Origin of the sequence: Flexivirga oryzae, from assembly GCF_014190805.1 — a bacterium.
In the GTDB taxonomy this organism is placed as follows: Bacteria; Actinomycetota; Actinomycetes; order Actinomycetales; family Dermatophilaceae; genus Flexivirga; species Flexivirga oryzae.
In genome coordinates, this window is sequence record NZ_JACHVQ010000006.1 from 68,182 (window position 1) to 95,067 (window position 26,886).

The following is a 26,886-nucleotide window of genomic DNA, read 5'->3' on the forward strand; positions in this document are numbered from 1 at the left end:
GAGTCGTACCCAGGCGGGCGATACGACGAACTCACACTCCCCGGTGGTGACCCACCCGTCGCCAGTCGTGTTGCCACCAGGGTAGCGAACCGCCGACGCGCCGGTTGACGGTCCAGCCCACCGTTGACGGTCCAGCCCACCGTTGACGGCGAAACCGGCGGTTGACCCCGATATTGCGCCGTCAGCCGCCGTTTCGAGCGTCAGCCGCGAGCCGGGCGCCCGATCCGCTCACGCGGCCGGCGCGGGACCGGTAGTGTCGCCGACCCGCAACGTCACCGGCACGACCACATCGCTGACCGGATCGCCGGCCAGCAGCGCACGCACGGTCTCCCCCACGGTGCGGCCCTTGTCGAGCGGGTGCTGGTCGACGGTGGTGAGCGTTCGGGAGAACCACGGCAACGCCACTCCGTCCCAGCCGGTCACCGACAGGTCGTCGGGCACCCGCAGCCCCCGGTCGACCGCGGCCTGCACGACGCCCGCCGCGAGCAGGTCGCTCTGCGCGACGATCGCGGTGGGCCGCGACGGCGCGTCCAGCAACAGCCCGGCCGCGGCATACCCGGCGTCGAAGTCCGGCTCCTGCGCCTCGATCAGCGCGGCCGAGGCGAAGACGTCACGTACCCCGAACGCCCGGTCCCGGGTGTCCGGGAAGTGGCTCTGCCGGACCTGGGCGATGGTGCGAGGGCCGGTGCCGTTCCCCCACTTCAGCGGCATCATCACGTGACCGACCCGCCGGTGCCCCAGACCGTGGAGCAACTGCGCCACCTCCCGCGACGCGGCGCGCTCGTCGGCCGTGACCTGCACGATGCCCTCCCCACGCGGTGCGCCGGTGCCGACGATCGGGGTGCCGCGAGCCGCGAACTGCGCTGCCAACTCGTTGTTCTCGTCGCCACACAGCATGAAGACCGCGGCGTCCGCCGCGACCCGGGAGACCTGCGGACCGCTGTCACCGCTGCCCTCGGCGGAGTCCGGCAGCAGCAGCAGGCCGCAGCCCATCTCCCCGACCACCTGCGAGAGGCCGTCCAGCACGGACACGACATACGGGTCGCGGAAGGCGTGCAGGATGCGGCGCTCGACGACCGCCGCGATGACACCGCTGCGCCCCTGCCGCAGAGAAGACGCCATCGGGTCCGGCCCGCCGTACCCGAGCTGTACGGCGGCAGCGCGCACACGTGCGGCCGTGTCGGCGGCAACGGGCTTGTTGCCGCTGAACACCAACGACGCCGTCGAGATCGCGACACCGGCCAGTTCGGCGACGTCGCGGAGCGTCACCCGTGACGCGCCTCCGGCTTGACCTCCAACGGACATGAGGAGCAGACTATCGAATCGATTCGATCGAATCGATTCGACGACGCCGACAGAGCGAGAAGGAACGTCATGACCATGACCGAGCGGGGGGCAGCACCCGTCGCCACCCGACCGGCGATCGCGGACATCCGCAGGTCCTCGCTCGCCGTCACCGTCATGTTCGCACTCAACGGTGCGGCATTCGCGACCTTCGCATCGCGGCTGCCGGACGTGAAGTCCCTGCTCGCACTCTCCGCGGCCGGTCTCGGACTCTTCCTCATCGCCGGATCGATCGGCAGCGTCATCGGCCTGCCGATGTCCGGCTGGGTCACCGGCCGGCTCGGCTCCCGGGTCGCCGTACGCCTCGCACTGCTGGTCACGACGATGTCCTACATCGGCACCGCGGCCGCGGTCTCGGCCCACCTGCTGTGGCTGGCCGTGCCGTGCATGGCGGTCACCGGCTGGGGCATCGGGCTCTGGGACGTCGCGATGAACCTCGAGGGAGCGATCACCGAGCGCCACCTGCGGCGCTCGATCATGCCGCGCTACCACGCGATGTTCAGCGGCGGCACCGTGCTCGCCGCGCTCATCGGCGCGGGCGCCACCGCGGCCCGGGTCCCGGTGTGGCTGCACGTGGGACTTGTCATGTGTCTGATCGCAGCTGCCGGGATGTGGGCGTCCCGCGCCTTCAGCACGTTGCCCCGACTCGCCGACAAGGCGACCGAATCCCCCTCTGGCAAACAGGTTTCGCATCTCAGCGTCTGGCGCGACCCACGGGTCCTGCTCATCGGCGTCGTCACCCTGGTGGCCGCGTTCACCGAGGGCACGGCCAACGACTGGATGTCCATCGCCTTCGTCGAGGGTCATCACGTACCCAAGTGGGCGGGAGTGCTCGCGTTCGCCACGTTCCTCGCCTGTATGACGGCAGGGCGTCTCATCGGCACCCGCCTGCTCGACCGGTTCGGCCGGGTCCCGGTGCTGCGCGTCTGCTTCGCGCTCGCCATCCTCGGCTGTCTCGTCGTCGTGTTCGGTCCGACCGCCCTCGCGTATGCCGGCATCCTGGTCTGGGGTGTCGGAGTGTCGCTCGGCTTCCCGGTGGGCATGAGCGCGGCCGCCGACGACCCGGCCCGCGCGAACGCGCGCATCTCGGTGATCAGCACCATCGCCTACACCGCCTTCCTCGCCGGCCCGCCCCTGCTCGGCCTGCTGGGCGAACACGTCGGCGTGCTGCACGCCATGCTCGCCGTGGGTGCCGCCGCGACGGTCGCGCTCGCCCTCGTCCCGGTCGTCCGCGAGCCCGACAGCACATCCGCCACCTCTTGATCGACCGGCAACCACTCCATCCTTTCTGCCGAGAGCAGAAAGGATGGAGTTCGCGCGCGCCCCGGGGTTAGCGTCGATCCATGGGTGAAGTGCGACAACTCCGGCAAACTCCGACGGTCGAGCCGCTCTGGCGGGATGTCCTCGGCGCCCAGTTGCGCCTGCTGCGCACCCGCAGGCACCGCACGATCACCACGACCGCCCGCCGGGCCGGCATCTCCGCCCAATACCTCTCCGAGGTGGAGCGCGGCCGCAAGGACCCGTCCTCGGAGATCGTGGCGGCCATTGCCGGCGCCCTCGACAGCACGGTCGCCGAGATCACCGACCTCACGACCCGCGAACTGCGCCGGGCCACCGCGCAGCAGGCCCGGGCCGAGCAGCTCCTCGAGCTGCGCAGCACGGCCCACCGGTCCGCGACGTCGATCCGCGGGCCGGTGGCGCTGGCCGCCTGAGACGCTCACTGGCTGCGGTAGGCCATCACTTCGTCCGCGAGCCCGTAGTCCACCGCCGCCTGCGGCGTGAAGATCCGGTCCCGGTCGGTGTCCTTGCGCAGCGCCTCGACGGTGCGGCCGGTGTGCCGGGCCAGCACCTCCTCCGCTTCCGACCGCAGCCGGATCACCTCGTCGGCCGCCAGGATGATGTCGGGTATGGCGCCCCGACCGCTCCCGGACGGCTGGTGCAACAACACCCGGGAGTGCGGCAGCACGCTGCGCTTGCCGGGCTTCCCGGCCGCCAGCAGGATCGCGGCCGTCGAGCACGCCTGTCCGACACACGTCGTCGCGACCGGGGAGCGGACGAACTGCATCGCGTCATACACCGCGAAGGTCGCGGTCAGCGATCCCCCCGGCGAGTTGATGTACAGGTTGATCTCCTGGTCCGGCGCCGTCGACTCCAGGTGCAGGATCTGCGCGATCAGCGCGTTCGAGACGCCGTCGTCGATCTCGGTGCCGAGGTAGACGATCCGTTCGGCGAGCAGGTGACTGTAGACGTCCATCACCCGGTCACCACGCGGTGAGGAGGCGATGACGTTCGGGATGGTGTAGGAACTCATGATGCTGAAACCCCCAGTCCTACAGGAGTTTTCCGTGGTTTGATGTTGCCCAGGTCGTCGATGACCTGGTCGATGAAGCCGTAGTGGACGGCCTGCTCCGCGGTGTACCAGCGGTCCCGCAGCGAGTCCTCGAAGACCCGCGTCAGGGGCTGCCCGGTCAACTCGGCGGTGATGCCCAGCACCGTGTCCCGGGTATGGCGCAGGTCGTCGGCCTGCAGCTCGATGTCGACGGCGGTTCCCCCGAACCCCGCACTGCCCTGATGCATCAGGATCTTGGAGTGCGGCAGCGCGTAGCGCTTCCCCTTCTGCCCGGCGGTCAGCAGGAATTGCCCTGCGCTGCAGGCGAGTCCGAGCGCCAGCGTGGACACGTCGTTGGGGATCGCACGCATCACGTCCATGATGGCGAGCATCGCCGGGACAGAGCCGCCGGGCGAGTTGATCCAGAAGCTGATGTCGGCGCGGGGATCGGCGGCGGAGAGCAGGTAGAGCTGCGAGATGAGCCGGGTGCCGATCTCGTCGTCGAGGGCGGTGTCGAGCACGATGACGCGCTGGTCCAGCAGGTGTTCGGCGACCTGTCGGCTGAGTGGGTGTGGTGGCCTGGGTTGTTCTTCGGTCATGTTTCGAGCATCGGCGAAACACACTGTGCAGCACCAGGTTTCGCTGCTGTCGGCAGCGATCCCGTACGATCGCGGCATGACCATCGACCAGCAGCGCACGGATCTGGCACCTGACGGGATCCTGGTCGCCGCCATCAACCTCGGCAACCCGGTGCTCGCTCAGGGGAACCCCGACGACCCGCAGGGAGTCACGGTGGATCTCGCCCACGAGGTCGCCCGGCGGCTCGGCGTCGACGTCCGGTTCAGCTGTTTCGACGCCGCCCGCAAGTCGTTCGCCGAGCTCACCGAGGGCGCAGCCACCATCGCGTTCCTCGCCGACGAGCCCGCACGCGCGGCGGAGGTCACCTTCACCCGGCCGTACGTCCTCATCGACGGTGTGTATGCCGTCCCCGGCTCGTCGTCATACCGCTCCCCGGCCGAGATCGACGCGCCGGGCGTGCAGATCGGCGTCAAGCAGGGTTCGGCATACGACCTCTTCCTCACCCGCACCCTGCAGCACGCCACCATCGTCCGCGGAGCGGACGGCACCACGGTGTTCGGCGAGCAGGGGCTGGACGTCGCGGCGGGCATTCGCGAACCGGTCACGGCATACGTCGGCGCGCACCCCGATCTGCGCCTGATCGATGAGCCGTTCATGCAGATCCGCCAGTCGGTCGCGACCCGGCGGACGGCCGACCCGGCGACGACCAGCTGGCTGAACGACCTGCTCGACGAATTGCTCGCCGGCGGCTTCGTCCGCGAGGCGTTGCGGGCTTCGGGCCAATTAGTTGGTCTCGCCGCGGGCCGCTGAGGGCGCCGCTGCCGCTGCCCGGTAGGTGTCCACGCCGTCGGCCCGCCCGTCGGCCAGCACGCCGTCCCGGACGAGGACCGCAAGATGGGCGGCCGTTTCGGCGACGGCGAGGTACTGGTTGCCCGCGTCGAGCTCGGCGAAGTGCTTCTCGTGCCGGGTCCACGTCAGGGCACGCGCCACCTCGTAGACCGTTGTCGCGCCACCACCGACGGCTTCGGCCGTCGCGTCCAGCCGCAGCCGGTGGTGCTCGGCGAGCTCGTCGGCGCGCCGGTGCGAGCGGGCGCCCAGCGCTCCGTGTGCGGGCAGCACGGCCAGGTCCGGAAGCTGACGCACCACCTGCAAGGACTCCAGGAACGCCGCGAGCGCAAGCGGGTCCCGGGGCACTTCGAGGCCGATCGACGGTGTGATCCTCGGCAGCACATGGTCCCCCGCGAACAGCAACCCGGCCTGTTCGTCCAGGAACACCAGGTGGCCCCGGGTGTGACCGGGGGTCGGAACCGCCCGCAGGGTTCGGTCCCCGACGGCGAAGTCGGTGGGGGCGTCGATCCACTCGTCGGGCAGGCCGTACTCCGAGGTCGGCCGCGGCGGCCGGGCGGCCAGCAGCGGACGGAGTTCGTGCGCACCCCACCGCGAGAGCCAGGGGTCCTCGACACCCGAACCGGCCCCGTCCACCGCGGCCTCGATGCTTTCCCGCTCGCCCGCACCGATCAGCACCCGGGTGCCCAGCAGCGACCGCAGCCGGATGGCGAGCGTGTAATGATCCCGGTGCATGTGCGTGACGAGCACCCGGTCGATCTGGCCGAGGTCGAGGTCGAGCTGCGCCAGGCCCCGCTCCAGCACCTGCTGCCCCGGGCCGAAGGACCAACCCGAATCGATCAGGGTCGCTCGATCACCGTGCCTGAGCACGTAGACGTTGATCGCACGTAGCCCGTCCTCGGGCAGCGGCAGCGGGATCCGGAACACGCCCGGGGCGGCCTGCTCCACGACTTCATCGGTCCACGGGCCCGAACCTTCGTGTCCTTCAGTGTTCGTCGGCACTGTGTCTCCCTCCGCGCCCCGGGGCGGGCGTTGTATGGCGAAACTATCAACTGCCCAGATCCGTGCGGACCCAGGATGTGGGTGAACCGGTCGCATGCAACGCTGGGACCATGCCCAACCGACTCCGGGACTCACGGTCGCCATACCTCCTGCAGCACGCCGACAACCCGGTGGACTGGTGGGAATGGGGACCCGAGGCGCTGCAGGAGGCCGCCGAGCGCGACCTGCCGATCCTGTTGTCCGTCGGGTATGCCGCCTGCCACTGGTGCCACGTCATGGCGCACCAGTCGTTCGAGGACGCCACCGTGGCCGCCGCGATCAACGACTCGTTCATCGCGATCAAGGTCGACCGGGAGGAGCACCCGGACATCGACGCCGCCTACATGACGGCGACCACGGCCATGACCGGCAACGGCGGGTGGCCGATGACGTGCCTGCTGACACCCGACGGCAAGCCGTTCTTCGCCGGCACCTACCTGCCGAAAGCGCAGTTCCTGCAATTGCTCTCGGCCGCGTCCCACGCGTGGGCGAACCAGCGCGACCAGGTCCTCGCCTCGGGCGAGCACATCGCGACCCAACTCGCGGCGGCCACCGACCGGGGCACATCCGTCCCGATCACCGACGAGCAGGCGCGGGCGTCCGTCGCGACCCTGCAGCAGTCGTATGACGACACGTATGGCGGCTTCGGCGGGGCTCCCAAGTTCCCGCCGACGATGGTGCTGGAGTTCCTGTTGCGCCACCACGCGCGCACCGGCGACGAGAGCTGCCTGCGGATGGCCGAGCACACCTGCGCCGCGATGGCACGCGGCGGGATCTACGACCAGTTGGCGGGCGGCTTCGCGAGGTACAGCGTCGACGCGACCTGGACGGTGCCGCACTTCGAGAAGATGCTCTACGACAACGCCCAGTTGCTGCGCGTCTACGCCCACCTGTGGCGGGCGAACCTCGATCCGCTCGCCGCCCGGATCGCCACGGAGACAGCGGAATTCATCATCCGCGACCTCGGCACCCCCGAAGGCGGTTTCGCCAGCGCCTTGGACGCCGACACCGACGGGGTGGAGGGTGCGACCTACGTCTGGACACCGGGCGAGCTGCGCGCCGCGCTCGGCGAGGACGACGGCAACCGCGCGGCGGAGTTGCTCGATGTGACCGCAGCGGGCACCTTCGAGCACGGCCGGTCCACCCTGCAACTCCCCCAGGACCCCGAGGACGGAGCGTGGTGGGAGACGACCCGGACGGACCTGCTCGCCGCACGGGCGGAGCGCGCCCAGCCCGCGCGCGACGGCAAGGTGGTGACCTCGTGGAACGGCCTGGCCATCAGCGCACTGGCCGAGGCCTCGATGATCCTGCGTGTGCCCGAATGGCTCGATGCCGCAGTGCGATCCGCGGAGTTCATCCTCGACCGGCACCTGGTCGACGGCAGGCTGCGGCGCAGCTCGTTGGACGGGTCGGTCGGCGCCGCGCCGGGCGTCGCGGACGACTACGGCAACTTCGCCGAAGCGCTGCTGACCCTGCACCAGGCGACCGGCGAACACCGCTACCTGACGCTCGCCCAGGACCTGCTGGCGACCGCGACCGAGATCTTCTCCGAACCCTCCGGCGGCTTCCACGACGCCGCGGCGGACGGCGAGCAGCTGTTCTTCACCCCGCGCGGTGCCGGCGACAACGCCGAGCCGTGCGGGACCTCGAGCCTGGCCGGCGCGCTCCTCGTCCTCAGCGCGCTGACCGGCGACCCTGCGCCACGGGAGCGTTCGGAGCAAGCCGTGGCTGCGATGGGCCAAATCGCCACGGAGGCACCGCGATTCGCCGGTTGGGCGCTGGCGGTCGCCGAGGCACAGCTGGCCGGCCCGGTGCAGGTGGCGGTCGTCGGCGACGGACGCGCCGCCCGCGGTCTGGTCCGATCCGCGTGGGAGGCGCCCTCCGCCGGCGCGGTCGTCGTGGCAGGTCCCCCGGACTCGGCGCAGAGCCCGTTGCTGGCCGATCGTCCGCTGGTCGACGAGCGGCCGGCGGCATACGTCTGCCACGGCTTCGTGTGCGCAGCCCCGGTCACCGACCGGGACGAGCTGCTGCAGCAGCTACGCGGTCCCGCCGCGCAGTAGCCGGGATCCGTTGCGCCAGAGCACGTCCCGCATCCAGTCGTCGCCGAGGTCGAGGCGCGCGAGGGCCGTCAGCTGGTGCGCGTACGGGTAGGGGATGTTGGGGAAGTCCGACCCGAGGACGACGCGATCCCGCAACTCGCCCAACCGCGCCGCATAGCCGTCGGGCAACGGCGCGAAGCGATCGGTGAAGTCGGTGGCGACCATCGTCGTGTCGAGATGGACGTTGTCGTAACGCTCCACCAGGTCGGCGAACTCGTGATACTCCGGCATACCGGCGTGCGCGATGACGAGCGTCAGCCGCGGATGCCGCGCCAGCACTCGTGCAACGCGCTGCGACCCGGTGAACTCCCCTGCGATCGGCGCGGACCCGGCATGTATGACGACAGGCACGCCCGCCTCCGCCAGCAGCGACCAGGCAGGATCCAGCAACTCGTCGTCCGGTGCGTACCGTCCGACCTGCACGTGCATCTTGAACAGCCGGGCCCCCGAATCCAGCGCCTGCGCGACATAGCTGCCGACATCCGGCTCCGGGTAGAGGGTCGCGCAGTGAACGCCGTCCGGCACCCGGCGGGCGAAGTCCGCGTTCCACTCGTTGAGCCAGCGCGCCATGCCCGCCTTGTGCGGGTAGGTCAGCGCCGGGATCTGCCGCACGCCGAAGCCGCGCAGCACCGCCAGCCTGGTCGCCTCGTCGAAACGGTAGGTGATCGGCCACGCCGTCCCGTAGTGCTCCAGGGCGCCGTCGAAGTACGCCCACACCTTGCGCAACATCGGCTCGGGCAGGAAGTGCACATGGATGTCCGCCAGCCCCGGGAGCCCGAGGGCATCCAGGTAGCCCGGGATCTCCGCGTCGCCGACGGGTCCGCTCGTCGTCATACCGATCCCCACACGCTCGACATGATCGCAACCTAACCACAGCCACGACGGCGCGCTGGAGTTGAATGGGCGCATGGATCAGCAACGTGAGGTGCTCACCTGGGACATTTTCGGCAGTGCGAGCCGCGAGCTGGCTCAGACGATCTACGACGACGGCTACCGCCCTGACCTGATCATCTCGATCGCGCGTGGTGGTCTGATCCCGGCGGGGGCGATCAGTTACGCCCTCGGCATGAAGAACGTGCACGTGCTCAACGTCGAGTTCTACACCGGTGTCGACGAGCGCCTGCCGATGCCCGTGATGCTGCCGCCCGTCCCCCAGCCCGTGGATCTGTCGGGTGCGACGGTGCTGATCATCGATGACGTCGCCGACACCGGCGGGACGCTCGACCTGGTGCGCAAGTTCTGCGAGGGTCACGTCAAGGAGACCCGCTGCGCCGTCATCTACGAGAAGTCGCGCTCGATGGTCAAGTGCGAATACGTCTGGAAACGCACCGACCAGTGGATCGACTTCCCCTGGTCCAGCCAGCCGGAGATCGGCTGACCCGGCCGCCTCACCTCACTCGGGATCCGGGCGTCCGCCGAAGTCCCATCGGTGCACCTCGGGCTCAGCACCGTCGCCGGCACCGAGCACCGCCCGCGCCGCGCGGGCGTCATCCACCTGGACGAGCGCGGCAGTGCCGAGTCGACCGCCGCCACTGTCGGACAGCAACCCCCCGCACGCAATGACCGCGTCCGGATCCTGCGGCTGACCGACCCGATGCCCGCCGAGCCCGATCACCAGGAACCGGGGCGCGTCCGGTCGTGGGTTCGGGAACTCCCACATGGTCCGGCCCAGCAGGTCGTGCCATCGCCGGAGCATCACGTCCCGGAACACTCCCGCCTGCCAGTACGGCTCGTCGAGCGCGAACGCCCGAGCCGCAGCGGGTCCTGCGACGCGCACGATGTGGACGCTGCCGCTGACCGAGCCGTCAGCCCCGAACGTGGGTCCGCGCGCGATCAGGCGGTCGGCGAAGCGGTCCATGTAGGACCAGTGCTCCTCGCGGAGATCGTCACGCAGTAGTCCGGCACCGGCGCGGTCCCGGTGAAAACAGAAGAAGTCCACCGTCATACCCTCCATTTATTCCTATACGGCGTATAAGAACGCAGGTCACTATACGGCGTACAGTTGCCGTTGTGAAGGCCGAACGCGCGGGACGCGCACCACTGACCCCGTCCGGGATCCTGCGCACCGGCGTCGCGATCGCCGACGCGGACGGGCTCGCCGCGCTGTCCATGCGGCGGCTCGCCAAGGAGCTCGAGGTCACCCCGATGGCGCTCTACTGGCACTTCGCCGATCGCGACGCCCTGCTGGACGCGATGGCGGAGCAGGTGACGGCGGAGGCCCGGTTCAGCGACGACAGCCGTGCCGCCTGGGACCGGCGATACCGGGCCGTGTTGTCGACGCTCGTCGACCTGCTGCGCGCCCACCCCTGGATGGGGCGGCTGGTGATCGAGCGGCTGGTCCCGCTGCCGCACTACCTCGCGGCGCTCGAGATCCTGCTCGACAGCAGCGACGCGGCGGGTATCGAGGTGCACGACGCGGTCCTGCTGGCCCAGCAGTCCGTGCAGGCGATGGTGACGCTCGTGGAGTGCGAGCCGACCGCCCCGGGCGACCCGGCCACCTCGCTGGTGGAACTCGCCGATCTGCACACCGCACTGGACAATCTGCCCGACCGGGACTTTCCCCGGATCCGGGCCGCGGCAAGCGCATTGACCACCCCGCTCGATGTCGGCCGCTACTACCGCGTGGGCATCGACACCGTTGTTGCGGGGGTTCGCGCCGCGGCCCCGATCGGCTGACCGTGGCTCACCCCTGTGGCCGCACGAACGGGAAGGCGAGTGTCGCCTTGATGCTCGCGCCGGTGAGCATCATGACCAACCGGTCCACGCCCAGGCCCAGGCCGCCGGTGGGCGGCATGGCGTATTCGAGTGCGGCGAGGAACGCCTCGTCCAGCTGCATGGCTTCGACGTCGCCGCCGGCGGCCGCGATCGACTGCTGGGTGAAGCGCTGCCGCTGATCGACCGGGTCGGTGAGTTCGCTGTAGGCGGTGCCGATCTCGGCGCCGAAGGCGACCAGGTCCCACTGTTCGGTGAGGCGCGGGTCGCTGCGGTGCCGGCGGGCCAGCGGTGAGACCTCCACCGGGAAGTCGCAGTAGAACGTCGGGTAGGTCGTCTGTTTCTCGACCAGCCGTTCGTACAGCTCCATGACCAGGTGGCCGGCGGTGTGCTCAGCCCGGACCGGGACGTCGTGGGCCTTGCACAACTGCGCGAGTTCGGCCCGTGTTGTTGCGGTGGTCACCGGAACGCCGACGGCCTTGGACACCGCGTCGTGCACCCGGATGACCGGCCACGGGCGGGTCAGGTCGACCTCGTCGAAGTCGCCGGTTCCGGCCGGGCGCAGGGCGATCGGGCGGCCGTGGATGCTGGTCGCCACCCGGAGCAGTGTCTCCCGGGTGAGCTCGCGCATGTCGGTGTAGTCCCAGTAGGCGGCATACGCCTCCAGCGAGGTGAACTCCGGGTTGTGGGTCGCGTCCGCGCCTTCGTTGCGGAAGTTGCGGCCCACCTCGAAGATGCGTTGCATCCCGCCGACCGCCAATCGCTTCAGGTAGAGCTCGGGCGCGATGCGCAGGTAGAGCTCCATGTTGTAGGCGTTGATGTGGGTCTTGAACGGCCGTGCCGCCGCGCCGCCGTGGATGGGTTGCAGGACCGGTGTCTCGACTTCGAGGAAGTCGCGCTCGGTCAGTGCAGCCCGGATCTCGCGGATCGCCCGGGAGCGCTGCACCAACTGGGTTCGGGCCGCGGAGTCGATGATCAGCTCCAGTGACCGGTTGCGCGCCCGGACGTCGTCGCCGAGCCGGGTGTGCAGCCCGGGCACCGGGCGCAGGCACTTCGCGGCCATCTGCCACCCGGTCAGCAGCACGGAGAGTTCACCCGTGCGCGAGGCGGCCACCGGGCCGGTCACGCTCACCAGGTCACCCAGGTCGACCGTGCGCCGCCACAGCGAGCGAGCCGCCGCGGGCGAGTCCGCAGTGGTCACCATGACCTGCAGCTGCTGATCGTCGTCGTCGAGGACCGCGAAACACACGCCGCCGAGATCGCGCAGCGCCCTGACCCGTCCGGCGACCGACACGACGTGCTCGGTCACCTCCCCCGCCGGGAGCGAGTCGTATGACGCACGGATGTCGCCCAGCCGGTCGGTCCGGGCGACCGACACCGGGTACGCGTCGACGCCGGCCTCGTCGAGGAGCTCCAGCTTGCCGCGGCGTACCGCCTGCTGCTCCGAGAGCCGGACCGGCGGCGGGGCGGGCAGCAACAACGCCGCTTCCTGTTCACGCACCCGGTCGACGAACCACGGCTCCGGGCGCGGCGGTTGTACGTCGGAGGGTCGTGGGCCGGTCAGGACCCGCGGGCCGATCATCGGCACGAAGCCCTCGGCGATGCCCATCGCGATGCCGGCACGCGGCACGGTGAGAGCCGGGTCGTAGCACAGCAGCCGGGGCACCCAGGTCGGTTTGTACTTGTCGTTGGAGCGGTAGAGGGTCTCCAGCTGGAAGAAGCGGGACGCGAACGACAGCGCCGCGTCGTTGAAGCGGGTGATCGGGCCCGCGCCGACCTGGTCCGCGCTGCTGAAGACCTCCCGGAACACCGCGAAGTTCAACGAGATCCGTCGTATGCCGTGCTCGGGTGCCGCCTCGATCAGCTGGGACACCAGGTATTCGTTGAGACCGTTCTCGGCATGGCGGTCGCGCCGCATCAGGTCCAGGGAGGCGCCCCGCACGCCCCACGGCACGAAGGACAGGAAGCCCCGCACCTCTCCCGTGGCGTCGTGCGCCGTGATGATGATGCATCGTCCGTCCGCCGGATCGCCGAGCCGGTTCAGCGCCATGGAGAAGCCGCGCTCGGTCTCCTCACCGCGCCAGAGTTCGGCGAGGTCGGCGATGCGGTGCAGCTCGTCGGCCGACAGCTCGGCGTGACGTCGCACCCGGGTCGTGTACCCGGCCCGGGACACCCTGGTCACGGCCTGGCGCACCGGTCGCATCGACCGGCCGCGCAGCGAGAACGACTCGACGTCGATGATCGCCTCGTCGCCGAGGGCGAACGCCTTGAGACCGGCCTCGACGTATTCGTGCGTGCCGTGCTCGGAGCTGGACAGCACCGCGGGGTACAGGCCCAGCTCGCGGCACTGCTCGAGCCAGGCCTGGATCGCCGGCTGCCAGGAGCCGGGCCGCCCGACCGGGTCGGCGCTCGCAACGCTGACACTGCCCTCGTTGCGGTAGGTGACGGCAGCCTGCCCGTCCGGGGAGAACACGACACTCTTGTCCCGTCGCGTGGCGAAGTACCCGAGGGAGTCGTTCTCCCCGTGCAGCAGCAACAGCCGGCGTATGGCGAGCTCCTCGTCCGCGGTCTGGAACTGGCCCCCGCGGCCGGAGCGCACGAAGACCAGGCTCGCGAGCAGGAGGGCGACGGTCGAGATGATGCCCGCCAGGCCGTAGACCCAGGAATGCCCGCTGTGCTCGTGCAGCCCGGGGGTCGAGGAGTCGGAGGTGAAACCGAACGCCGACCGTACGGCGAACCGCGCGATCTCGCCCGTGCCGTGCAGGGTGTCCGGTGCCGCCAGCGTGATCGCGAACGTGATGCCCAGCGAGGCCGCCAGACCGGTCACCAGCACCACCGCGGCGGCGACCCTGCTGCCGGGCGCCAGCCGTGCCGGGAAGGCCGATCGGCTCAGCGTGACGATGACCAGGACGATGATGCCGATGAGCAGGGCGCCGGCCGATGCCGGGACGCTCGTGACGAAGGCGTGGTAGTCGCGGTCGAAGCCACTCAGCCGTGAGTCCTGGAAGATGTCCTGGCGGAACACGGCGCCGAGCAGCAGCAACAGGCTGCTCAGCACGCTCAGCGCCATCAGCAGCACGACGATCCAGTAGGCGAAGCGCAGCCGGCGCCGGACCGCACCGGCCAGGACGAACAGCAGGCAGACGGTGAACAGGCTGGGCTCGGCGGGTACGTTCAGCAGGCCGAGGGTGTCGTCGACGATGTCGACCACGATGTTGCCGTGCAGCGGGACGCTGATCAGCGACCAGACGGCGGCGAACATGAAGGCGCGTCCCACCCAGCGCGCCACCTGCTCCCGCCATGGCACGTCCGAGCGTTGCCGTGCGGCCGGGCCGCCGTAGGGGTTGAAGGAGCCGCGCAGCATTCTCGGCAGACGCACCAAGTCGCCGCTCACTCCCACGCCCCCAGACACCTTTGTTTGCAGCGGCCGTCCCGCCCGGCAGATACTACCGAAGGAAATGCAAAGTGGCCCCGCCTGGACAGGCGGGGCCACTTCTCAAATGATGTTCGGCGGTGTCCTACTCTCCCACACCCTACCGAGTGCAGTACCATCGGCGCTGAAGGGCTTAGCTTCCGGGTTCGGGATGTGACCGGGCGTTTCCCACTTCGCTATGACCGCCGTAACCCTTGGAAACACAACCACACGGGTTACACACGAAACAGTATTCAACTCTTCATCGTGTACCACTGCTCTTGGGTGTTGTTTCAGAATCGTATAGTGGACGCAAAGCATACTTGTTACATGGCCCCAAAGGAATGTTTTCTGGGGAAGTGTTTGGTAAGTTATCGGCTTATTAGTACCGGTCAGCTCCACACATTACTGTGCTTCCACATCCGGCCTATCAACCCAGTAGTCTCGCTGGGAGCCTCACCACCCACAAAGGAGTGTTGGAAACCTCATCTTGAAGCGTGCTTCCCGCTTAGATGCTTTCAGCGGTTATCACTTCCGAACGTAGCTAATCAGCGGTGCTCTTGGCAGAACAACTGACACACCAGTGGTTCGTCCATCCCGGTCCTCTCGTACTAGGGACAGGTCTTCTCAAGTTTCCTACGCGCGCAGCGGATAGGGACCGAACTGTCTCACGACGTTCTAAACCCAGCTCGCGTACCGCTTTAATGGGCGAACAGCCCAACCCTTGGGACCTACTCCAGCCCCAGGATGCGACGAGCCGACATCGAGGTGCCAAACCATGCCGTCGATATGAGCTCTTGGGCAAGATCAGCCTGTTATCCCCGGGGTACCTTTTATCCGTTGAGCGACGGCGCTTCCACAAGCCACCGTCGGGTCACTAGTCCCGACTTTCGTCTCTGCTCGACATGTCTGTCTCACAGTCAAGCTCCCTTGTGCACTTACACTCGAAACCTGATTACCAACCAGGCTGAGGGAACCTTTGGGCGCCTCCGTTACCCTTTGGGAGGCAACCGCCCCAGTTAAACTACCCACCAGGCACTGTCCCTGAACCAGATCATGGTCCGAAGTTAGGAGCCCAGAACGACCAGAGTGGTATTTCAACAATGACTCCACACACGCTGGCGCGTGCGCTTCACAGTCTCCCACCTATCCTACACAAGCCGCACCGAACACCAATACCAAGCTGTAGTAAAGGTCCCGGGGTCTTTCCGTCCTGCTGCGCGTAACGAGCATCTTTACTCGTAATGCAATTTCGCCGAGTTCGTGGTTGAGACAGTGGAGAAGTCGTTACGCCATTCGTGCAGGTCGGAACTTACCCGACAAGGAATTTCGCTACCTTAGGATGGTTATAGTTACCACCGCCGTTTACTGGCGCTTAAGTTCTCAGCTTCACACCGAAGTGTTAACCGGTCCCCTTAACGTTCCAGCACCGGGCAGGCGTCAGTCCGTATACATCGAATTACTTCTTCGCACGGACCTGTGTTTTTAGTAAACAGTCGCTTCTCCCTGGTCTCTGCGACCCCCACCCCTAGAGAGCAAGTCTCTTCAGAGCGGAAGGTCCCCCTTCTCCCGAAGTTACGGGGGCATTTTGCCGAATTCCTTAACCACGATTCACTCGATCGCCTTAGTATTCTCTACCTAACCACCTGAGTCGGTTTAGGGTACGGGCGGCTCGAACCTCGCTAGAAGTTTTTCTCGGCAGCATAGGATCACCCTACTTCCCACATTACGTGGTCACCATCACGCCTCAGCCCCTATGACCAGCGGATTTACCTACCAGTCGGCTCGCACGCTTGGACGGGGACAACCATCGCCCCGCGGAGGCTACCTTCCTGCGTCACTCCATCGCTTACCTACTACAAGATCGGGTCCCACGCTCCCCACACACGACCCCACCCCGAAGGGCGAAGCACACGGTGGTTCGGGTGGTTAGCATCCCCTGATTCGATATGGGCGGTCCTTCGCCGGTTCCGGAATATCAACCGGATGTCCATCGACTACGCCTGTCGGCCTCGCCTTAGGTCCCGACTTACCCAGGGCAGATTAGCTTGACCCTGGAACCCTTGGTTATTCGGCGGACGGGTTTCTCACCCGTCATTCGCTACTCATGCCTGCATTCTCACTCGTGTCACCTCCACCCCTGGTTCACACCGGGACTTCACTGGTGACACGACGCTCCCCTACCCAACCACACCCCTGAAAACCATCCCGAAGAACAGTCCTAGAGTCTTGTGTGATTGCCACAGCTTCGGTGGTGTGCTTGAGCCCCGCTACATTGTCGGCGCGGAATCACTTGACCAGTGAGCTATTACGCACTCTTTAAAGGGTGGCTGCTTCTAAGCCAACCTCCTGGTTGTCACAGCAACTCCACATCCTTTTCCACTTAGCACACGCTTAGGGACCTTAGCTGGTGATCTGGGCTGTTTCCCTCTCGACTACGAACCTTATCGCCCGCAGTCTCACTGCCACGCTTACACTTACCGGCATTCGGAGTTTGGCTGACGTCAGTAACCTGGTGAGGCCCATCAGCCATCCAGTAGCTCTACCTCCGGCAAGAAACACGCAACGCTGCACCTAAATGCATTTCGGGGAGAACCAGCTATCACGGAGTTTGATTGGCCTTTCACCCCTACCCACAGCTCATCCCCTCCATTTTCAACTGAAGTGGGTTCGGTCCTCCACGACGTCTTACCGTCGCTTCAACCTGGCCATGGGTAGATCACTCCGCTTCGGGTCTAGACCCAGCGACTCAAAACGCCCTCTTCGGACTCGCTTTCGCTACGGCTACCCCACACGGGTTAACCTCGCCACTGAGCACTAACTCGCAGGCTCATTCTTCAAAAGGCACGCCATCACCCCACCAACGGAGGCTCTGACGGATTGTAAGCGCATGGTTTCAGGTACTATTTCACTCCCCTCCCGGGGTACTTTTCACCTTTCCCTCACGGTACTAGTCCGCTATCGGTCACCAGGGAATATTTAGGCTTACCAGGTGGTCCTGGCAGATTCACACGAGATTCCACGAGCCCCGTGCTACTTGGGAAATCACATCAACGCCGCGCCACGCATTTCGCCTACGGGACTCACACCCTCTACGGTCCAGCACTCACCACTGATTCGACTACACGCACGCAAACACGCCACCGCACTGTCAGACACGGTACGACACAACCCCAACAACCCCACGACTGCAACCCCTGACAGGTATCACACAACCATGGTTTAGCCTCCTCCGCTTTCGCTCGCCACTACTCACGGAATCACTATTGTTTTCTCTTCCTGTGGGTACTGAGATGTTTCACTTCCCCACGTTCCCTCCACGCACCCTATAAATTCAGGCACGGGTCACACCACATAACTGGTGCGGGGTTCCCCCATTCGGAAACCCTCGGATCACAGCCCGTTTATCGGCTCCCCGAGGCTTATCGCAGATTACTACGTCCTTCATCGGTTCCTGATGCCAAGGCATCCACCATGCGCCCTTAAAAACTTACACAAAAACCAGAAAAATCTTTAAAGCCACAAAGATGCTCGCGTCCACTATACAATTCTCAAACAACACACCAACACCACACAAACCATCCGCAACCACGAACAATCCATGCAGGCAGCACCAAGAAAACAACACAACGGTCGTTCCCTCAGGACCCAACAACGTGCCGACACCCCCACACCACGCACCCACGACACTTTCCCCAACACCACCCACCCCACCAGGGGGGCACGCACTGCTCGTACTCGTCCCGCCGGCACACACTGTGCAGGCACCATGATTGATGATCCACCCATGAGCCACCCCACTGTGCATTCGACAGTGAAAGGTGTTGATGCTCCTTAGAAAGGAGGTGATCCAGCCGCACCTTCCGGTACGGCTACCTTGTTACGACTTAGTCCCAATCGCCAATCCCACCTTCGACGGCTCCCCCCACAAGGGTTGGGCCACCGGCTTCGGGTGTTACCGACTTTCGTGACTTGACGGGCGGTGTGTACAAGGCCCGGGAACGTATTCACCGCAGCGTTGCTGATCTGCGATTACTAGCGACTCCAACTTCATGGGGTCGAGTTGCAGACCCCAATCCGAACTGAGACCAGTTTTAAGGGATTCGCTCCACCTCACGGCATCGCAACCCTCTGTACCAGCCATTGTAGCATGCGTGAAGCCCAAGACATAAGGGGCATGATGATTTGACGTCATCCCCACCTTCCTCCGAGTTGACCCCGGCAGTCTCCCATGAGTCCCCACCCGAAGTGCTGGCAACATGGAACGAGGGTTGCGCTCGTTGCGGGACTTAACCCAACATCTCACGACACGAGCTGACGACAACCATGCACCACCTGTACACCAGCCCAAAGGCTGCACCATCTCTGGCACATTCCGGTGTATGTCAAGCCTTGGTAAGGTTCTTCGCGTTGCATCGAATTAATCCGCATGCTCCGCCGCTTGTGCGGGCCCCCGTCAATTCCTTTGAGTTTTAGCCTTGCGGCCGTACTCCCCAGGCGGGGCGCTTAATGCGTTAGCTACGGCACGGAACTCGTGGAATGAGTCCCACACCTAGCGCCCAACGTTTACGGCATGGACTACCAGGGTATCTAATCCTGTTCGCTCCCCATGCTTTCGCTTCTCAGCGTCAGTAGTGGCCCAGAGACCTGCCTTCGCCATCGGTGTTCCTCCTGATATCTGCGCATTTCACCGCTACACCAGGAATTCCAGTCTCCCCTACCACACTCTAGCCTGCCCGTACCCACCGCAGACCCAGGGTTAAGCCCTGGGCTTTCACGGCAGACGCGACAAACCGCCTACAAGCTCTTTACGCCCAATAATTCCGGACAACGCTCGCACCCTACGTATTACCGCGGCTGCTGGCACGTAGTCAGCCGGTGCTTCTTCTGTAGGTACCGTCACAAAAAGCTTCGTCCCTACTGAAAGGAGTTTACAACCCGAAGGCCGTCATCCCCCACGCGGCGTCGCTGCATCAGGCTTCCGCCCATTGTGCAATATTCCCCACTGCTGCCTCCCGTAGGAGTCTGGGCCGTGTCTCAGTCCCAGTGTGGCCGGTCACCCTCTCAGGCCGGCTACCCGTCAAAGCCATGGTAGGCCACTACCCCACCATCAAGCTGATAGGCCGCGAGTCCATCCCCCACCACAAAAACTTTCCACACCCCACCATGCGACAGAATGTGAATATTCGGTATTAGACCCCGTTTCCAAGGCTTATCCCAAAGAGGAGGGCAGGTTACTCACGTGTTACTCACCCGTTCGCCACTAATCCACCAGTGCAAGCACCAGCTTCATCGTTCGACTTGCATGTGTTAAGCACGCCGCCAGCGTTCGTCCTGAGCCAGGATCAAACTCTCCAAAAAAAATTCAAAAAATTCGATACATGGCTACAAAATCGATCAAGAGCAAAAATGCTACAAAAACGATCAAAACCAACAAACAATTGGCATCAATCACTCGACACGCTGTTGAGTTCTCAAAAAACGACTAGGCACTCATCTCCACGCGGCATGCGCCACGCATCGACAAGAACTAGCTTCTTGATTGTCGCGCTCGTCTCTTGGGCGGCAAGTCCTGATCCGGAGGATCCTGACTCTCGCGCACTTGGCTCCGAGCGACGTTGTCAGCCTAGCAGGTGACCGTCCGGACACAAAATCCGATCGATCAGTCTTCCGAAGGCGGTTGGTGAAGGGCTTTCGCTCCTCGTCCGCCGCCCCGTCGGGCTGACATGAAGAACAGTAGACCACCGACGGGCGAACTGCCAAATCGGCGGAATTCCGCGGATTTCGGCAGTCCGACCGGTCAGTCGACGAGCAGGTTCAGCAGGTCCGCCCGGGTCAACACACCCACCGGCTTCCCGTCCTGGACCACCATCAGCGCGTCGTGCTTGCTCAACAGGTCCCGCGCGGCGGCGACGTGCTCGCCGGCGCCGATCATCGGCAGGGGTGCCTCCATGTGCCGCTCCACCGGGTCGGCGAGGTGCGCCGTGCCGGCATACAGGGCGTCGAGCAACTCCCGCTCGCTCACCGATCCGGCGACCTCGCCCGCCATGACCGGCGGTTCGGCCTTGACCACGGGCATCTGGGACACCGCGTATTCGCGCAGGATCTCGATGGCGTCGCGGATCGTCTCGTTGGGGTGGGTGTGCACCAGCGCGGGCATGCTGCCCTCCTTGGCCGCGAGCACCCCGCCGACGGTCTTCTCCTCGGCCTGGCCGGGCAGGAAGCCGTAGCTGCTCATCCATTCGTCGTCGAAGATCTTGGACAGGTAGCCGCGGCCGGAGTCGGGCAGCAGCACGACGACCGTCGCCTCCGCGGGCAGGGTGGCCGCGTGCCGCAGCGCCGCCACCACCGCCATACCGCAGGATCCCCCGACCAGCAGGCCCTCCTCACGCGCCAGCCGGCGGGTCATCGCGAACGACTCCGCGTCGCTGACCGCGATCACCTCGTCGACGACCGAGGGGTCGTAGGCGCGGGGCCACATGTCCTCACCGACACCCTCCACCAGGTAGGGGCGCCCGGTGCCGCCGGAGTAGACCGAACCCTCCGGGTCGGCGCCGATGATCGTGACCCGGCCGCCCGCACGGTCCGCCGAGATCTCGCGCAGGTAGCGGCCGGTCCCGGTGATCGTGCCGCCGGTGCCGATGCCGGCCACGAACGAGGTCAGCTGCCCGTCGGTGTCGGCCCAGATCTCGGGACCGGTGGAGTGGTAGTGGGAGTTGGGACCCTCCGGGTTGGAGTACTGGTCGGGCTTCCAGCCGCCCGGCGTCTCCGCGGCGAGCTTGTCGGACACGCTGTAGTAGGAGTCGGGGTGCTCGGGCGGGACCGACGTCGGGGTGACGACAACCTGGGCGCCATACGCCTTGAGCACGTTGCGCTTGTCCTCGCTGACCTTGTCGGGGCAGACGAAGATGCACCGATAACCCTTGCGCTGCGCCACGAGGGCGAGACCGACGCCGGTGTTGCCCGAGGTCGGCTCGACGATCGTGCCGCCCGGCCGCAGGGCTCCCGAGGCCTCCGCCGCTTCGATCATCCGCAACGCGATGCGGTCCTTGACCGACCCGCCGGGATTGACGTATTCGACCTTGGCCAGGACGGTGCAGGCGATGCCCTCGGTGACCTTCGACAATCGCACCAAGGGCGTGCCGCCCACCAGATCCACGATGTGCTCAGCGAACTTCATGTGCTGATCGTCTCAGATGGCGGATCGGCTCGGCAGCGTCGCGGTCCGGTCCCCCCGACGCGGCCGACGCCGGAATGAGAACATTGGACTCCACGGGACGATCGAGAGCCGCGCGGGCGAACGGCGACGGAGGGCGGGTGGACCAGCGGTGAGTCGGGCATCGATGGCACGCAAGGCGGCCACCTATGTCGCGGGCAGCGCCGGCATCGGCGCCGCCGGATTCCTCGGCGGCTGGGGCGTGTTGAAGGGTGAGGCGGCCATCGCGCGACGGGTCGTCGGCCAGCCCTTCGACGGTGCCCCGGACGACAACGGCGTGTATGGCGCCGCACCCGGCGACCCGATCCGCCTGCTCGTACTCGGCGACTCCACCGCCAAGGGGATGGGCGCCGACAACGCGACCCAGACGGTGGGTGCGATCGTGTCGACCGCCGCGGCCGCGCTCGCCGGCCGGCCGGTCCAGCTGACCAACGTCGCCGTGGTCGGCGCGACCTCGCCCGACCTGGACGGCCAACTGGACCAGGCGCTGCACCAAGTACCCCACCCGGACGTCGCGCTCATCATGATCGGCGCCAACGACGTGACCAGCCGCCTGTCGCAGACCGACGCGGTGGCGCATCTGGCGGAGTGCGTGCGCCGACTGCGCGACGCCGGCAGCGAGGTGGTCGTGGGAACCTGCCCCGACCTGGGCGTGATCAAACCGGTCCCCCAGCCGCTGCGCCAGCTCGCCCGCCGCTGGTCCCGTCACCTGGCGGCCGCGCAGACGGTGGCCGTCGTCGAACTCGGCGGCCGCACCGTCTCCCTCGGCGACCTGCTCGGTCACGAGTTCTCCGACAGCCCGTCGGTGATGTTCTCCAAGGACCGCTTCCACCCGTCGGCCGCGGGTTACGCGCGGGCCGCGTCGGCATTGCTGCCCAGCGTGCTCGACGCACTCGGCCAGGCCTCGCCGGACACCGGCCGCAAGCCCAACCGGCTGCGCGGTGAAGCCGTCCGTCCGGTGTCGTCGGCAGCGCGACGCGCCGCCAAGGATCCCGGGACCGAGGTGTCCGGTACCCAGGTCAAGGGCGTGGCACGCAACGTGCGCGGCCCGTGGGCGGTGCTGCTGCGCCGACACCGCCAACCACTGCCGGAGGAGAACGACGCGACCGGGTCCGACGCGGAGCCCGACGTCGAGGATGCCGCACCGTCGACCCCGGAGGAACCGGTCGCCGAGCCCGTGCACCACGACTCCGGCACCGACACCACCGCCGCACACTAGAGTCACGTTCATGGCCACCGAGACTGACTGCATCTTCTGCAAGATCATCGCGGGCGAGATCCCGTCGACCAAGGTCGCCGAGGACGACAGCACCTACGTGTTCATGGACATCAACCCGGCGACGCGAGGACACGCACTCGTCATACCCAAGCGCCATACGCAGGACATCACCACGATCGACCCGGCAGACCTGGCGGCCGTCACGGTCAAGGCGCAGGAGATCGCCAAGCGCGCCAAGGAGGTGTTCGCGGCCGACGGCGTCAACCTGCTCAACTGCTGCGGCTCCGCGGCCTGGCAGACGGTGTTCCACTTCCACCTGCACGTGATCCCGCGGTATGTCGACGACGGGCTCATCGAGCCCTGGAAGCCCGGCCAGGGCGGCGACGCCGACGTCATCGCGGCCGCCGGGGCAGCGCTGCGCGGCTGACCGGGCCGATCGCGTCCCGGTGAGCCGCCCTAGACTGCCAGCACGACTTTTCTACTGATCGGTAACATCCGCCGGCGGTGAACCCGGCGGCTCCCTGCAACAACGGAGGACCCCATGCCCGAAGCAGTCATCGTCGCCGCCGCTCGTACGCCGATCGGCCGCGCCTTCAAGGGATCACTGAAGGACATCCGTCCCGACGACCTCAGCGTGCAGGCCATTCGGGCCGCCCTCGCCCAGGTTCCCGACCTGGACCCGACGCTCATCGAGGACCTCTACCTGGGCTGCGCCGAGCCGTGGGCGGAGCACGGCAGCAACATGGCCCGCGTCGTCGCCGTGCTCGGCGGCTGGGACCACCTGCCCGGTGCGACGGTCAACCGATTCTGCTCCTCCTCGGTGCAGACGACCCGGATGGCGGCCCACGCGATCAAGGCCGGCGAGGGTGACGTCTTCCTGTCCGCCGGCGTCGAGTGCGTCTCCCGCTATGCCGACTTCTCCGGGGCCGGTGTCAGCAAGGCCGACTGGCAGAACCCGAAGTTCGCCGACGCGGTGGCCCGCACCGCGCAGCTCGCCAAGGACAACACGACCTGGACCGACCCGCGCGAGGACGGCAAGCTGCCGGACGTCTACATCGCGATGGGCCAGACCGCCGAGAACGTCGCCACCTCCCGCGGCATCAGCCGCGAGCGGCAGGACGAGTGGGGCGTGAGCAGCCAGAACCGCGCCGAGCAGGCGATCGCCAGCGGCTTCTTCGCCCGCGAGATCACGCCGGTGACGCTGCCGGACGGCACGGTCGTCAGCACCGACGACGGGCCCCGCCCGGGTGTCACGCTGGAGAAGGTGTCCACCCTGCAGCCGGTGTTCCGGGAGAACGGCACGGTCACCGCGGGCAACTGCTGCCCGCTCAACGACGGCGCGGCCGCCCTGGTCGTGATGAGCGACACCAGGGCCGAGGAGCTGGGCATCACCCCGCTGGCCCGCGTGGTCGCGACCGGCGTCTCGGCGCTCTCCCCCGAGATCATGGGCCTCGGCCCGGTCGAGGCGTCCCGGCAGGCGCTGAAACGCGCCGGTATGACGATCGGCGACCTCGACCTCTACGAGATCAACGAGGCGTTCGCCGCGCAGGTGCTGCCGTCCGCCGACGACCTCGGCATGGACTTCGACAAGCTGAACGTCCACGGCGGGGCGATCGCCCTCGGCCACCCGTTCGGCTCGACCGGCGCCCGCATCACCACGACGCTGCTCAACGGTCTGCGCGAGGCCGACGGCACCTTCGGTCTGGAGACCATGTGCGTCGGCGGCGGTCAGGGTATGGCGATCATCTACGAGCGCCTGTCCTGAACGGCTGGCCCGCTCGCGACCGGATCTGACCGGCCCCTCGAGACTGACGGCCCGATTCACGGTTGACGGCCGAATTCGGCCGTCAACCGTGAATATCACCGTCAGTCTCGGGTCTCGATCCGGATCCCCCGGTGTCCGAGTCCCGCGGCGGTGACGCCATACCCTGTGTGCGTGGACGACATCGGGACCGAGCTGCGCCGGGTGCACCGACGCTGGCGTGAACTCCCCGAGGCGGTGGCGGCCGAAAACGCGTCGCTGCTGAGGGATCTCGCGCAGCACCTGGCCGACGCCACCCGCGCGGCGACCGGCCGCGAACCGCTCGGCATACCCGACCTGGGCACTGCGGCGCTGCTCGATCAGCTCACCGTCATGGTGTATGACGCGCGCCGCGCGGGCCTGGACGAGCAGGTGCTGCCGGGTCTGACGCGGCTGCGGCGCTCACTGCCCTGACAGCACCGGCTGCAGCGTGCGGCGGTAGCGTCCGAGGTCCGGGTCGAGGTCGGACAGCACCCGGAAGATCGCGGCACGCAGCATCGCCTGACGGCTCGCGCCGAACGTCCAGTCGGTCAGCAGCGCCGGGTCGGCCCCGAACCACATCACCAGGTCGAGCACGCACACCGCGTCGGACCAGCGCACCGGACGCCAGTAGGGCGCGAAGTCGATGACCACCGGGACGTCGGCGGCGTCGAGCAGGACGTTGCCCGCCAGGTCCCCGTGCACAAGCTGGTTCGCGCCGAACGCCTCGTCGGTGCGCAGGCCCAGCAGTTCACGGGCGAGCTCGGCCTGTCCTGCGAGGTATTCGCCCAGGTCGGTGCTCCCGGTGCCGAACGCGACGCGCTCGGCGCGGTCCCACCGGCTGCGTGGCTCCGCATCGGCGAGCGGCCACTCCCCGACCGCGAGCGCGAGCTCGGCGTGCAGCAGGGATCCCGTGGCCCGCACGACGGCCGCGTCGGTGCAGGTGCGGCTGCCCGGCTCGTAGCGGCTGGCGGACCAGCCCTCCACCACCCAGCTGCCGTCCCGTGCCGGGATCGGCATCGCGATGCGCACGTCGCGGCGCGGCCGGGTGTCGAGGCCGACCGCGAGCCGGGCCAGGCGCGGGCTCAGCCGGTCGGCGATCGACCGGTCACGTCCCGGGCTGAGCACCAGGTCGCCGGCGAGCACGCTGTTGCCCCAACCGCCCGGCAGCGGCCGCAGGTCGCCCGGGACCGCGAAGAGGTCGAGCACGTGATCCGAGGGGATCACGTGCTCGACCTCGGTCGTGCGGTGTGCTGTCGAGGTCAACGACTCTGGATGCGTGCGAAGAGGCGCAGCAGCTCGATGTAGAGCCAGACGACCGACACCAGCAGGCCGTGCGCCATCAGCCAGGAGTACTTCTCCGGCAGCCGGGCGTTGACGCCGCGCTGGATGGAGTCGAAGTCGACGGCCAGCGAGTAGGACGCCAGCCCGACCGCGAACACGCTGATGATGATGCCGAGCGGGCCGCTGCCGCCGACGCCGAACGGGTTGCTCATGACGCCGGTCCAGACCAGCGCGACGTTGACCAGGGCGAAGAGCAGGTAGCCGACCACCATCAGGCCGAAGATCTTGCGGGACCGCTCGGTGACGCGGATGAGGCCGAACTTCCAGCCCACGAACATGCCCGCGAAGACGCAGAACGTCGCGAGGACCGCCTCGGCCACGATGCCCGGGTAGACGGTGTTGAAGAAGCCGCTGGCGGCACCGACGAACAGGCCCTCACAGACGGCGTACGCCAGGATCAGCGGCACCGAGATGACGCGCTTGAAGGAGATCACGAAGCCGATCACCAGGCCGACGATCATGCCGCCGAGCCACAGCGCCATACCGGCGCCCTGGTTCTCCTTGCCGACGAACCAGCCGACCGCAGCGAAGACCAGCAGCACCCCGAAGAGGCCGAGGGTCTTGGTGACCACGTCGTCCAGCGTCATCCGGCCGGACTGGGTGGCGGTGGCGGCGGGCGCGCCATACATCTTCTCCAGGTCGGGCGCCGGCTGGCCGAACTGCCCCTGCGGCGGGTAACCCGGGTACTGCTGCTGCGGGTAGCCCGGCTGCTCGCCCTGGTAGCCGTAGCGCGCCTGTTGCTGCTGCTCCGGCGTGCCGAACTGGCCGTACTGCGGCTGCCCGTCGGTCAACCGGCCCTTCGACAGGTCCTCGTTGAACCGGTTGAACACCGGATTGGATGCCATGGCAGCCCCTAACGTTTGTGAACGACTGTGACGGATGTTGCCTGACAGCAGTGTAGGTGACAGGAAACATCGGTACATCCCGCTCAACGCCGGGAGGTGGTCCCTGTGTTCCGGGGCGGC

20 protein-coding genes, 3 rRNA genes and 1 riboswitch are annotated in these 26,886 nt (G+C 67.1%); of the genes, 10 read left to right on the top strand and 13 right to left on the bottom strand.

The window, feature by feature from the left end:
• A riboswitch (ZMP/ZTP riboswitch) is annotated at positions 1 to 79 on the bottom strand.
• A gap of 149 nt (positions 80 to 228) precedes the next feature.
• Positions 229 to 1,305: a LacI family DNA-binding transcriptional regulator gene (locus tag FHU39_RS22800; RefSeq protein WP_221185844.1), complete on the bottom strand. Its 1,077-nt coding sequence runs from the start codon at positions 1,303 to 1,305 to the stop codon at positions 229 to 231.
• 75 nt (positions 1,306 to 1,380) lie between these two features.
• Here FHU39_RS22800 and FHU39_RS22805 point away from each other — a divergent pair, with 75 nt between their 5' ends.
• On the top strand, positions 1,381 to 2,607 hold the full coding sequence (locus tag FHU39_RS22805; protein WP_183323030.1) for an MFS transporter: 1,227 nt from the start codon (positions 1,381 to 1,383) through the stop codon (positions 2,605 to 2,607).
• Between the two features lie 80 nt (positions 2,608 to 2,687).
• Positions 2,688 to 3,056 (top strand): helix-turn-helix domain-containing protein, encoded by a 369-nt coding sequence (locus FHU39_RS22810; protein ID WP_183323031.1) that lies wholly within the window; start codon positions 2,688 to 2,690, stop codon positions 3,054 to 3,056.
• A gap of 5 nt (positions 3,057 to 3,061) precedes the next feature.
• Here the strand turns inward: FHU39_RS22810 and FHU39_RS22815 are convergent, their stop codons facing one another.
• Positions 3,062 to 3,655, bottom strand: a complete 594-nt coding sequence (locus FHU39_RS22815) for a ClpP family protease (RefSeq protein WP_183323032.1) — start codon at positions 3,653 to 3,655, stop codon at positions 3,062 to 3,064.
• Positions 3,652 to 4,272: a ClpP family protease gene (locus FHU39_RS22820; protein WP_183323033.1), complete on the bottom strand. Its 621-nt coding sequence runs from the start codon at positions 4,270 to 4,272 to the stop codon at positions 3,652 to 3,654. The genes FHU39_RS22815 and FHU39_RS22820 overlap by 4 nt, the downstream gene beginning before the upstream one ends.
• A gap of 76 nt (positions 4,273 to 4,348) precedes the next feature.
• Between FHU39_RS22820 and FHU39_RS22825 the strand changes: the two genes are divergently transcribed.
• A complete protein-coding gene (locus FHU39_RS22825; protein WP_183323034.1) occupies positions 4,349 to 5,062 on the top strand; it encodes a transporter substrate-binding domain-containing protein in 714 nt (237 codons plus the stop codon).
• Here the strand turns inward: FHU39_RS22825 and FHU39_RS22830 are convergent.
• A complete protein-coding gene (locus FHU39_RS22830) occupies positions 5,036 to 6,100 on the bottom strand; it encodes an MBL fold metallo-hydrolase (RefSeq protein WP_221185845.1) in 1,065 nt (354 codons plus the stop codon). The two genes, FHU39_RS22825 and FHU39_RS22830, sit on opposite strands and share 27 nt — an antisense overlap.
• Before the next feature lie 110 nt (positions 6,101 to 6,210).
• On the opposite strand from FHU39_RS22830, the gene FHU39_RS22835 reads away from it, so the two are divergent.
• The gene (locus FHU39_RS22835) at positions 6,211 to 8,199 is read left to right on the top strand and encodes a thioredoxin domain-containing protein (RefSeq protein ID WP_183323036.1); all 1,989 of its coding nucleotides are present in this window, start codon (positions 6,211 to 6,213) and stop codon (positions 8,197 to 8,199) included.
• On the opposite strand, the gene FHU39_RS22840 is transcribed toward FHU39_RS22835, so the two are convergent.
• The gene (locus FHU39_RS22840; protein WP_183323037.1) at positions 8,176 to 9,072 is read right to left on the bottom strand and encodes an amidohydrolase family protein; all 897 of its coding nucleotides are present in this window, start codon (positions 9,070 to 9,072) and stop codon (positions 8,176 to 8,178) included. The two genes, FHU39_RS22835 and FHU39_RS22840, sit on opposite strands and share 24 nt — an antisense overlap.
• A gap of 73 nt (positions 9,073 to 9,145) precedes the next feature.
• On the opposite strand from FHU39_RS22840, the gene FHU39_RS22845 reads away from it, so the two are divergent.
• Positions 9,146 to 9,616, top strand: a complete 471-nt coding sequence (locus tag FHU39_RS22845) for a phosphoribosyltransferase (RefSeq protein WP_183323038.1) — start codon at positions 9,146 to 9,148, stop codon at positions 9,614 to 9,616.
• A gap of 15 nt (positions 9,617 to 9,631) precedes the next feature.
• On the opposite strand, the gene FHU39_RS22850 is transcribed toward FHU39_RS22845, so the two are convergent.
• Positions 9,632 to 10,183: a YciI family protein gene (locus FHU39_RS22850; protein ID WP_221185846.1), complete on the bottom strand. Its 552-nt coding sequence runs from the start codon at positions 10,181 to 10,183 to the stop codon at positions 9,632 to 9,634.
• 65 nt (positions 10,184 to 10,248) lie between these two features.
• On the opposite strand from FHU39_RS22850, the gene FHU39_RS22855 reads away from it, so the two are divergent.
• A complete protein-coding gene (locus FHU39_RS22855; RefSeq protein WP_183323039.1) occupies positions 10,249 to 10,914 on the top strand; it encodes a TetR family transcriptional regulator in 666 nt (221 codons plus the stop codon).
• A gap of 7 nt (positions 10,915 to 10,921) precedes the next feature.
• Here the strand turns inward: FHU39_RS22855 and lysX are convergent, their stop codons facing one another.
• From lysX to FHU39_RS22880, 5 genes are all read right to left on the bottom strand, one after another.
• Complete coding sequence (gene lysX, locus FHU39_RS22860) at positions 10,922 to 14,350, bottom strand: bifunctional lysylphosphatidylglycerol synthetase/lysine--tRNA ligase LysX (protein ID WP_343066084.1); 3,429 nt, start codon at positions 14,348 to 14,350, stop codon at positions 10,922 to 10,924.
• Positions 14,351 to 14,455: 105 nt separating this feature from the next.
• Positions 14,456 to 14,573 (bottom strand): 5S ribosomal RNA (gene rrf / locus FHU39_RS22865).
• A 151-nt stretch (positions 14,574 to 14,724) separates the two neighbouring features.
• Positions 14,725 to 17,858: ribosomal RNA gene (locus FHU39_RS22870) — 23S ribosomal RNA — on the bottom strand.
• 342 nt (positions 17,859 to 18,200) lie between these two features.
• Positions 18,201 to 19,723 (bottom strand): 16S ribosomal RNA (locus tag FHU39_RS22875).
• The 16S, 23S and 5S rRNA genes sit together here, the layout of an rRNA operon.
• A gap of 439 nt (positions 19,724 to 20,162) precedes the next feature.
• Positions 20,163 to 21,542, bottom strand: a complete 1,380-nt coding sequence (locus tag FHU39_RS22880; RefSeq protein ID WP_183323040.1) for a cystathionine beta-synthase — start codon at positions 21,540 to 21,542, stop codon at positions 20,163 to 20,165.
• 163 nt (positions 21,543 to 21,705) lie between these two features.
• Between FHU39_RS22880 and FHU39_RS22885 the strand changes: the two genes are divergently transcribed.
• The 4 genes from FHU39_RS22885 (at position 21,706) to FHU39_RS22900 (ending at position 25,012) form a co-directional block, all read left to right on the top strand.
• On the top strand, positions 21,706 to 22,797 hold the full coding sequence (locus tag FHU39_RS22885; RefSeq protein WP_183323041.1) for an SGNH/GDSL hydrolase family protein: 1,092 nt from the start codon (positions 21,706 to 21,708) through the stop codon (positions 22,795 to 22,797).
• A gap of 10 nt (positions 22,798 to 22,807) precedes the next feature.
• Entirely contained in the window at positions 22,808 to 23,224 is a 417-nt protein-coding gene (locus tag FHU39_RS22890; RefSeq protein WP_183323042.1) for an HIT family protein, read from the top strand.
• A 114-nt stretch (positions 23,225 to 23,338) separates the two neighbouring features.
• Positions 23,339 to 24,562, top strand: a complete 1,224-nt coding sequence (locus tag FHU39_RS22895; protein ID WP_183323043.1) for an acetyl-CoA C-acetyltransferase — start codon at positions 23,339 to 23,341, stop codon at positions 24,560 to 24,562.
• Positions 24,563 to 24,733: 171 nt separating this feature from the next.
• The gene (locus FHU39_RS22900) at positions 24,734 to 25,012 is read left to right on the top strand and encodes a hypothetical protein (RefSeq protein WP_183323044.1); all 279 of its coding nucleotides are present in this window, start codon (positions 24,734 to 24,736) and stop codon (positions 25,010 to 25,012) included.
• On the opposite strand, the gene FHU39_RS22905 is transcribed toward FHU39_RS22900, so the two are convergent.
• On the bottom strand, positions 25,001 to 25,843 hold the full coding sequence (locus FHU39_RS22905) for an aminoglycoside phosphotransferase (RefSeq protein WP_221185847.1): 843 nt from the start codon (positions 25,841 to 25,843) through the stop codon (positions 25,001 to 25,003). The genes FHU39_RS22900 and FHU39_RS22905 overlap by 12 nt on opposite strands.
• The gene (locus FHU39_RS22910; protein ID WP_183323045.1) at positions 25,840 to 26,766 is read right to left on the bottom strand and encodes a Bax inhibitor-1/YccA family protein; all 927 of its coding nucleotides are present in this window, start codon (positions 26,764 to 26,766) and stop codon (positions 25,840 to 25,842) included. Before FHU39_RS22910 ends, FHU39_RS22905 begins: the two co-directional genes overlap by 4 nt.
• Positions 26,767 to 26,886: the final 120 nt, after the last annotated feature.

Bases quoted from the DNA above. Each gene is read 5' to 3' on its own strand.
- FHU39_RS22820 (WP_183323033.1), bottom strand. From the start codon at position 4,272: ATGACCGAAGAACAACCCAGGCCACCACACCCACTCAGCCGACAGGTC.
- FHU39_RS22800 (WP_221185844.1), bottom strand. From the start codon at position 1,305: ATGTCCGTTGGAGGTCAAGCCGGAGGCGCGTCACGGGTGACGCTCCGC.
- FHU39_RS22890 (WP_183323042.1), top strand. From the start codon at position 22,808: ATGGCCACCGAGACTGACTGCATCTTCTGCAAGATCATCGCGGGCGAG.
- FHU39_RS22885 (WP_183323041.1), top strand. From the start codon at position 21,706: ATGGCACGCAAGGCGGCCACCTATGTCGCGGGCAGCGCCGGCATCGGC.
- FHU39_RS22810 (WP_183323031.1), top strand. From the start codon at position 2,688: ATGGGTGAAGTGCGACAACTCCGGCAAACTCCGACGGTCGAGCCGCTC.
- FHU39_RS22895 (WP_183323043.1), top strand. From the start codon at position 23,339: ATGCCCGAAGCAGTCATCGTCGCCGCCGCTCGTACGCCGATCGGCCGC.
- FHU39_RS22825 (WP_183323034.1), top strand. From the start codon at position 4,349: ATGACCATCGACCAGCAGCGCACGGATCTGGCACCTGACGGGATCCTG.
- FHU39_RS22840 (WP_183323037.1), bottom strand. From the start codon at position 9,072: ATGACGACGAGCGGACCCGTCGGCGACGCGGAGATCCCGGGCTACCTG.
- FHU39_RS22880 (WP_183323040.1), bottom strand. From the start codon at position 21,542: ATGAAGTTCGCTGAGCACATCGTGGATCTGGTGGGCGGCACGCCCTTG.
- FHU39_RS22850 (WP_221185846.1), bottom strand. From the start codon at position 10,183: ATGACGGTGGACTTCTTCTGTTTTCACCGGGACCGCGCCGGTGCCGGA.
- FHU39_RS22910 (WP_183323045.1), bottom strand. From the start codon at position 26,766: ATGGCATCCAATCCGGTGTTCAACCGGTTCAACGAGGACCTGTCGAAG.
- FHU39_RS22805 (WP_183323030.1), top strand. From the start codon at position 1,381: ATGACCGAGCGGGGGGCAGCACCCGTCGCCACCCGACCGGCGATCGCG.
- FHU39_RS22845 (WP_183323038.1), top strand. From the start codon at position 9,146: ATGGATCAGCAACGTGAGGTGCTCACCTGGGACATTTTCGGCAGTGCG.
- FHU39_RS22835 (WP_183323036.1), top strand. From the start codon at position 6,211: ATGCCCAACCGACTCCGGGACTCACGGTCGCCATACCTCCTGCAGCAC.
- FHU39_RS22815 (WP_183323032.1), bottom strand. From the start codon at position 3,655: ATGAGTTCCTACACCATCCCGAACGTCATCGCCTCCTCACCGCGTGGT.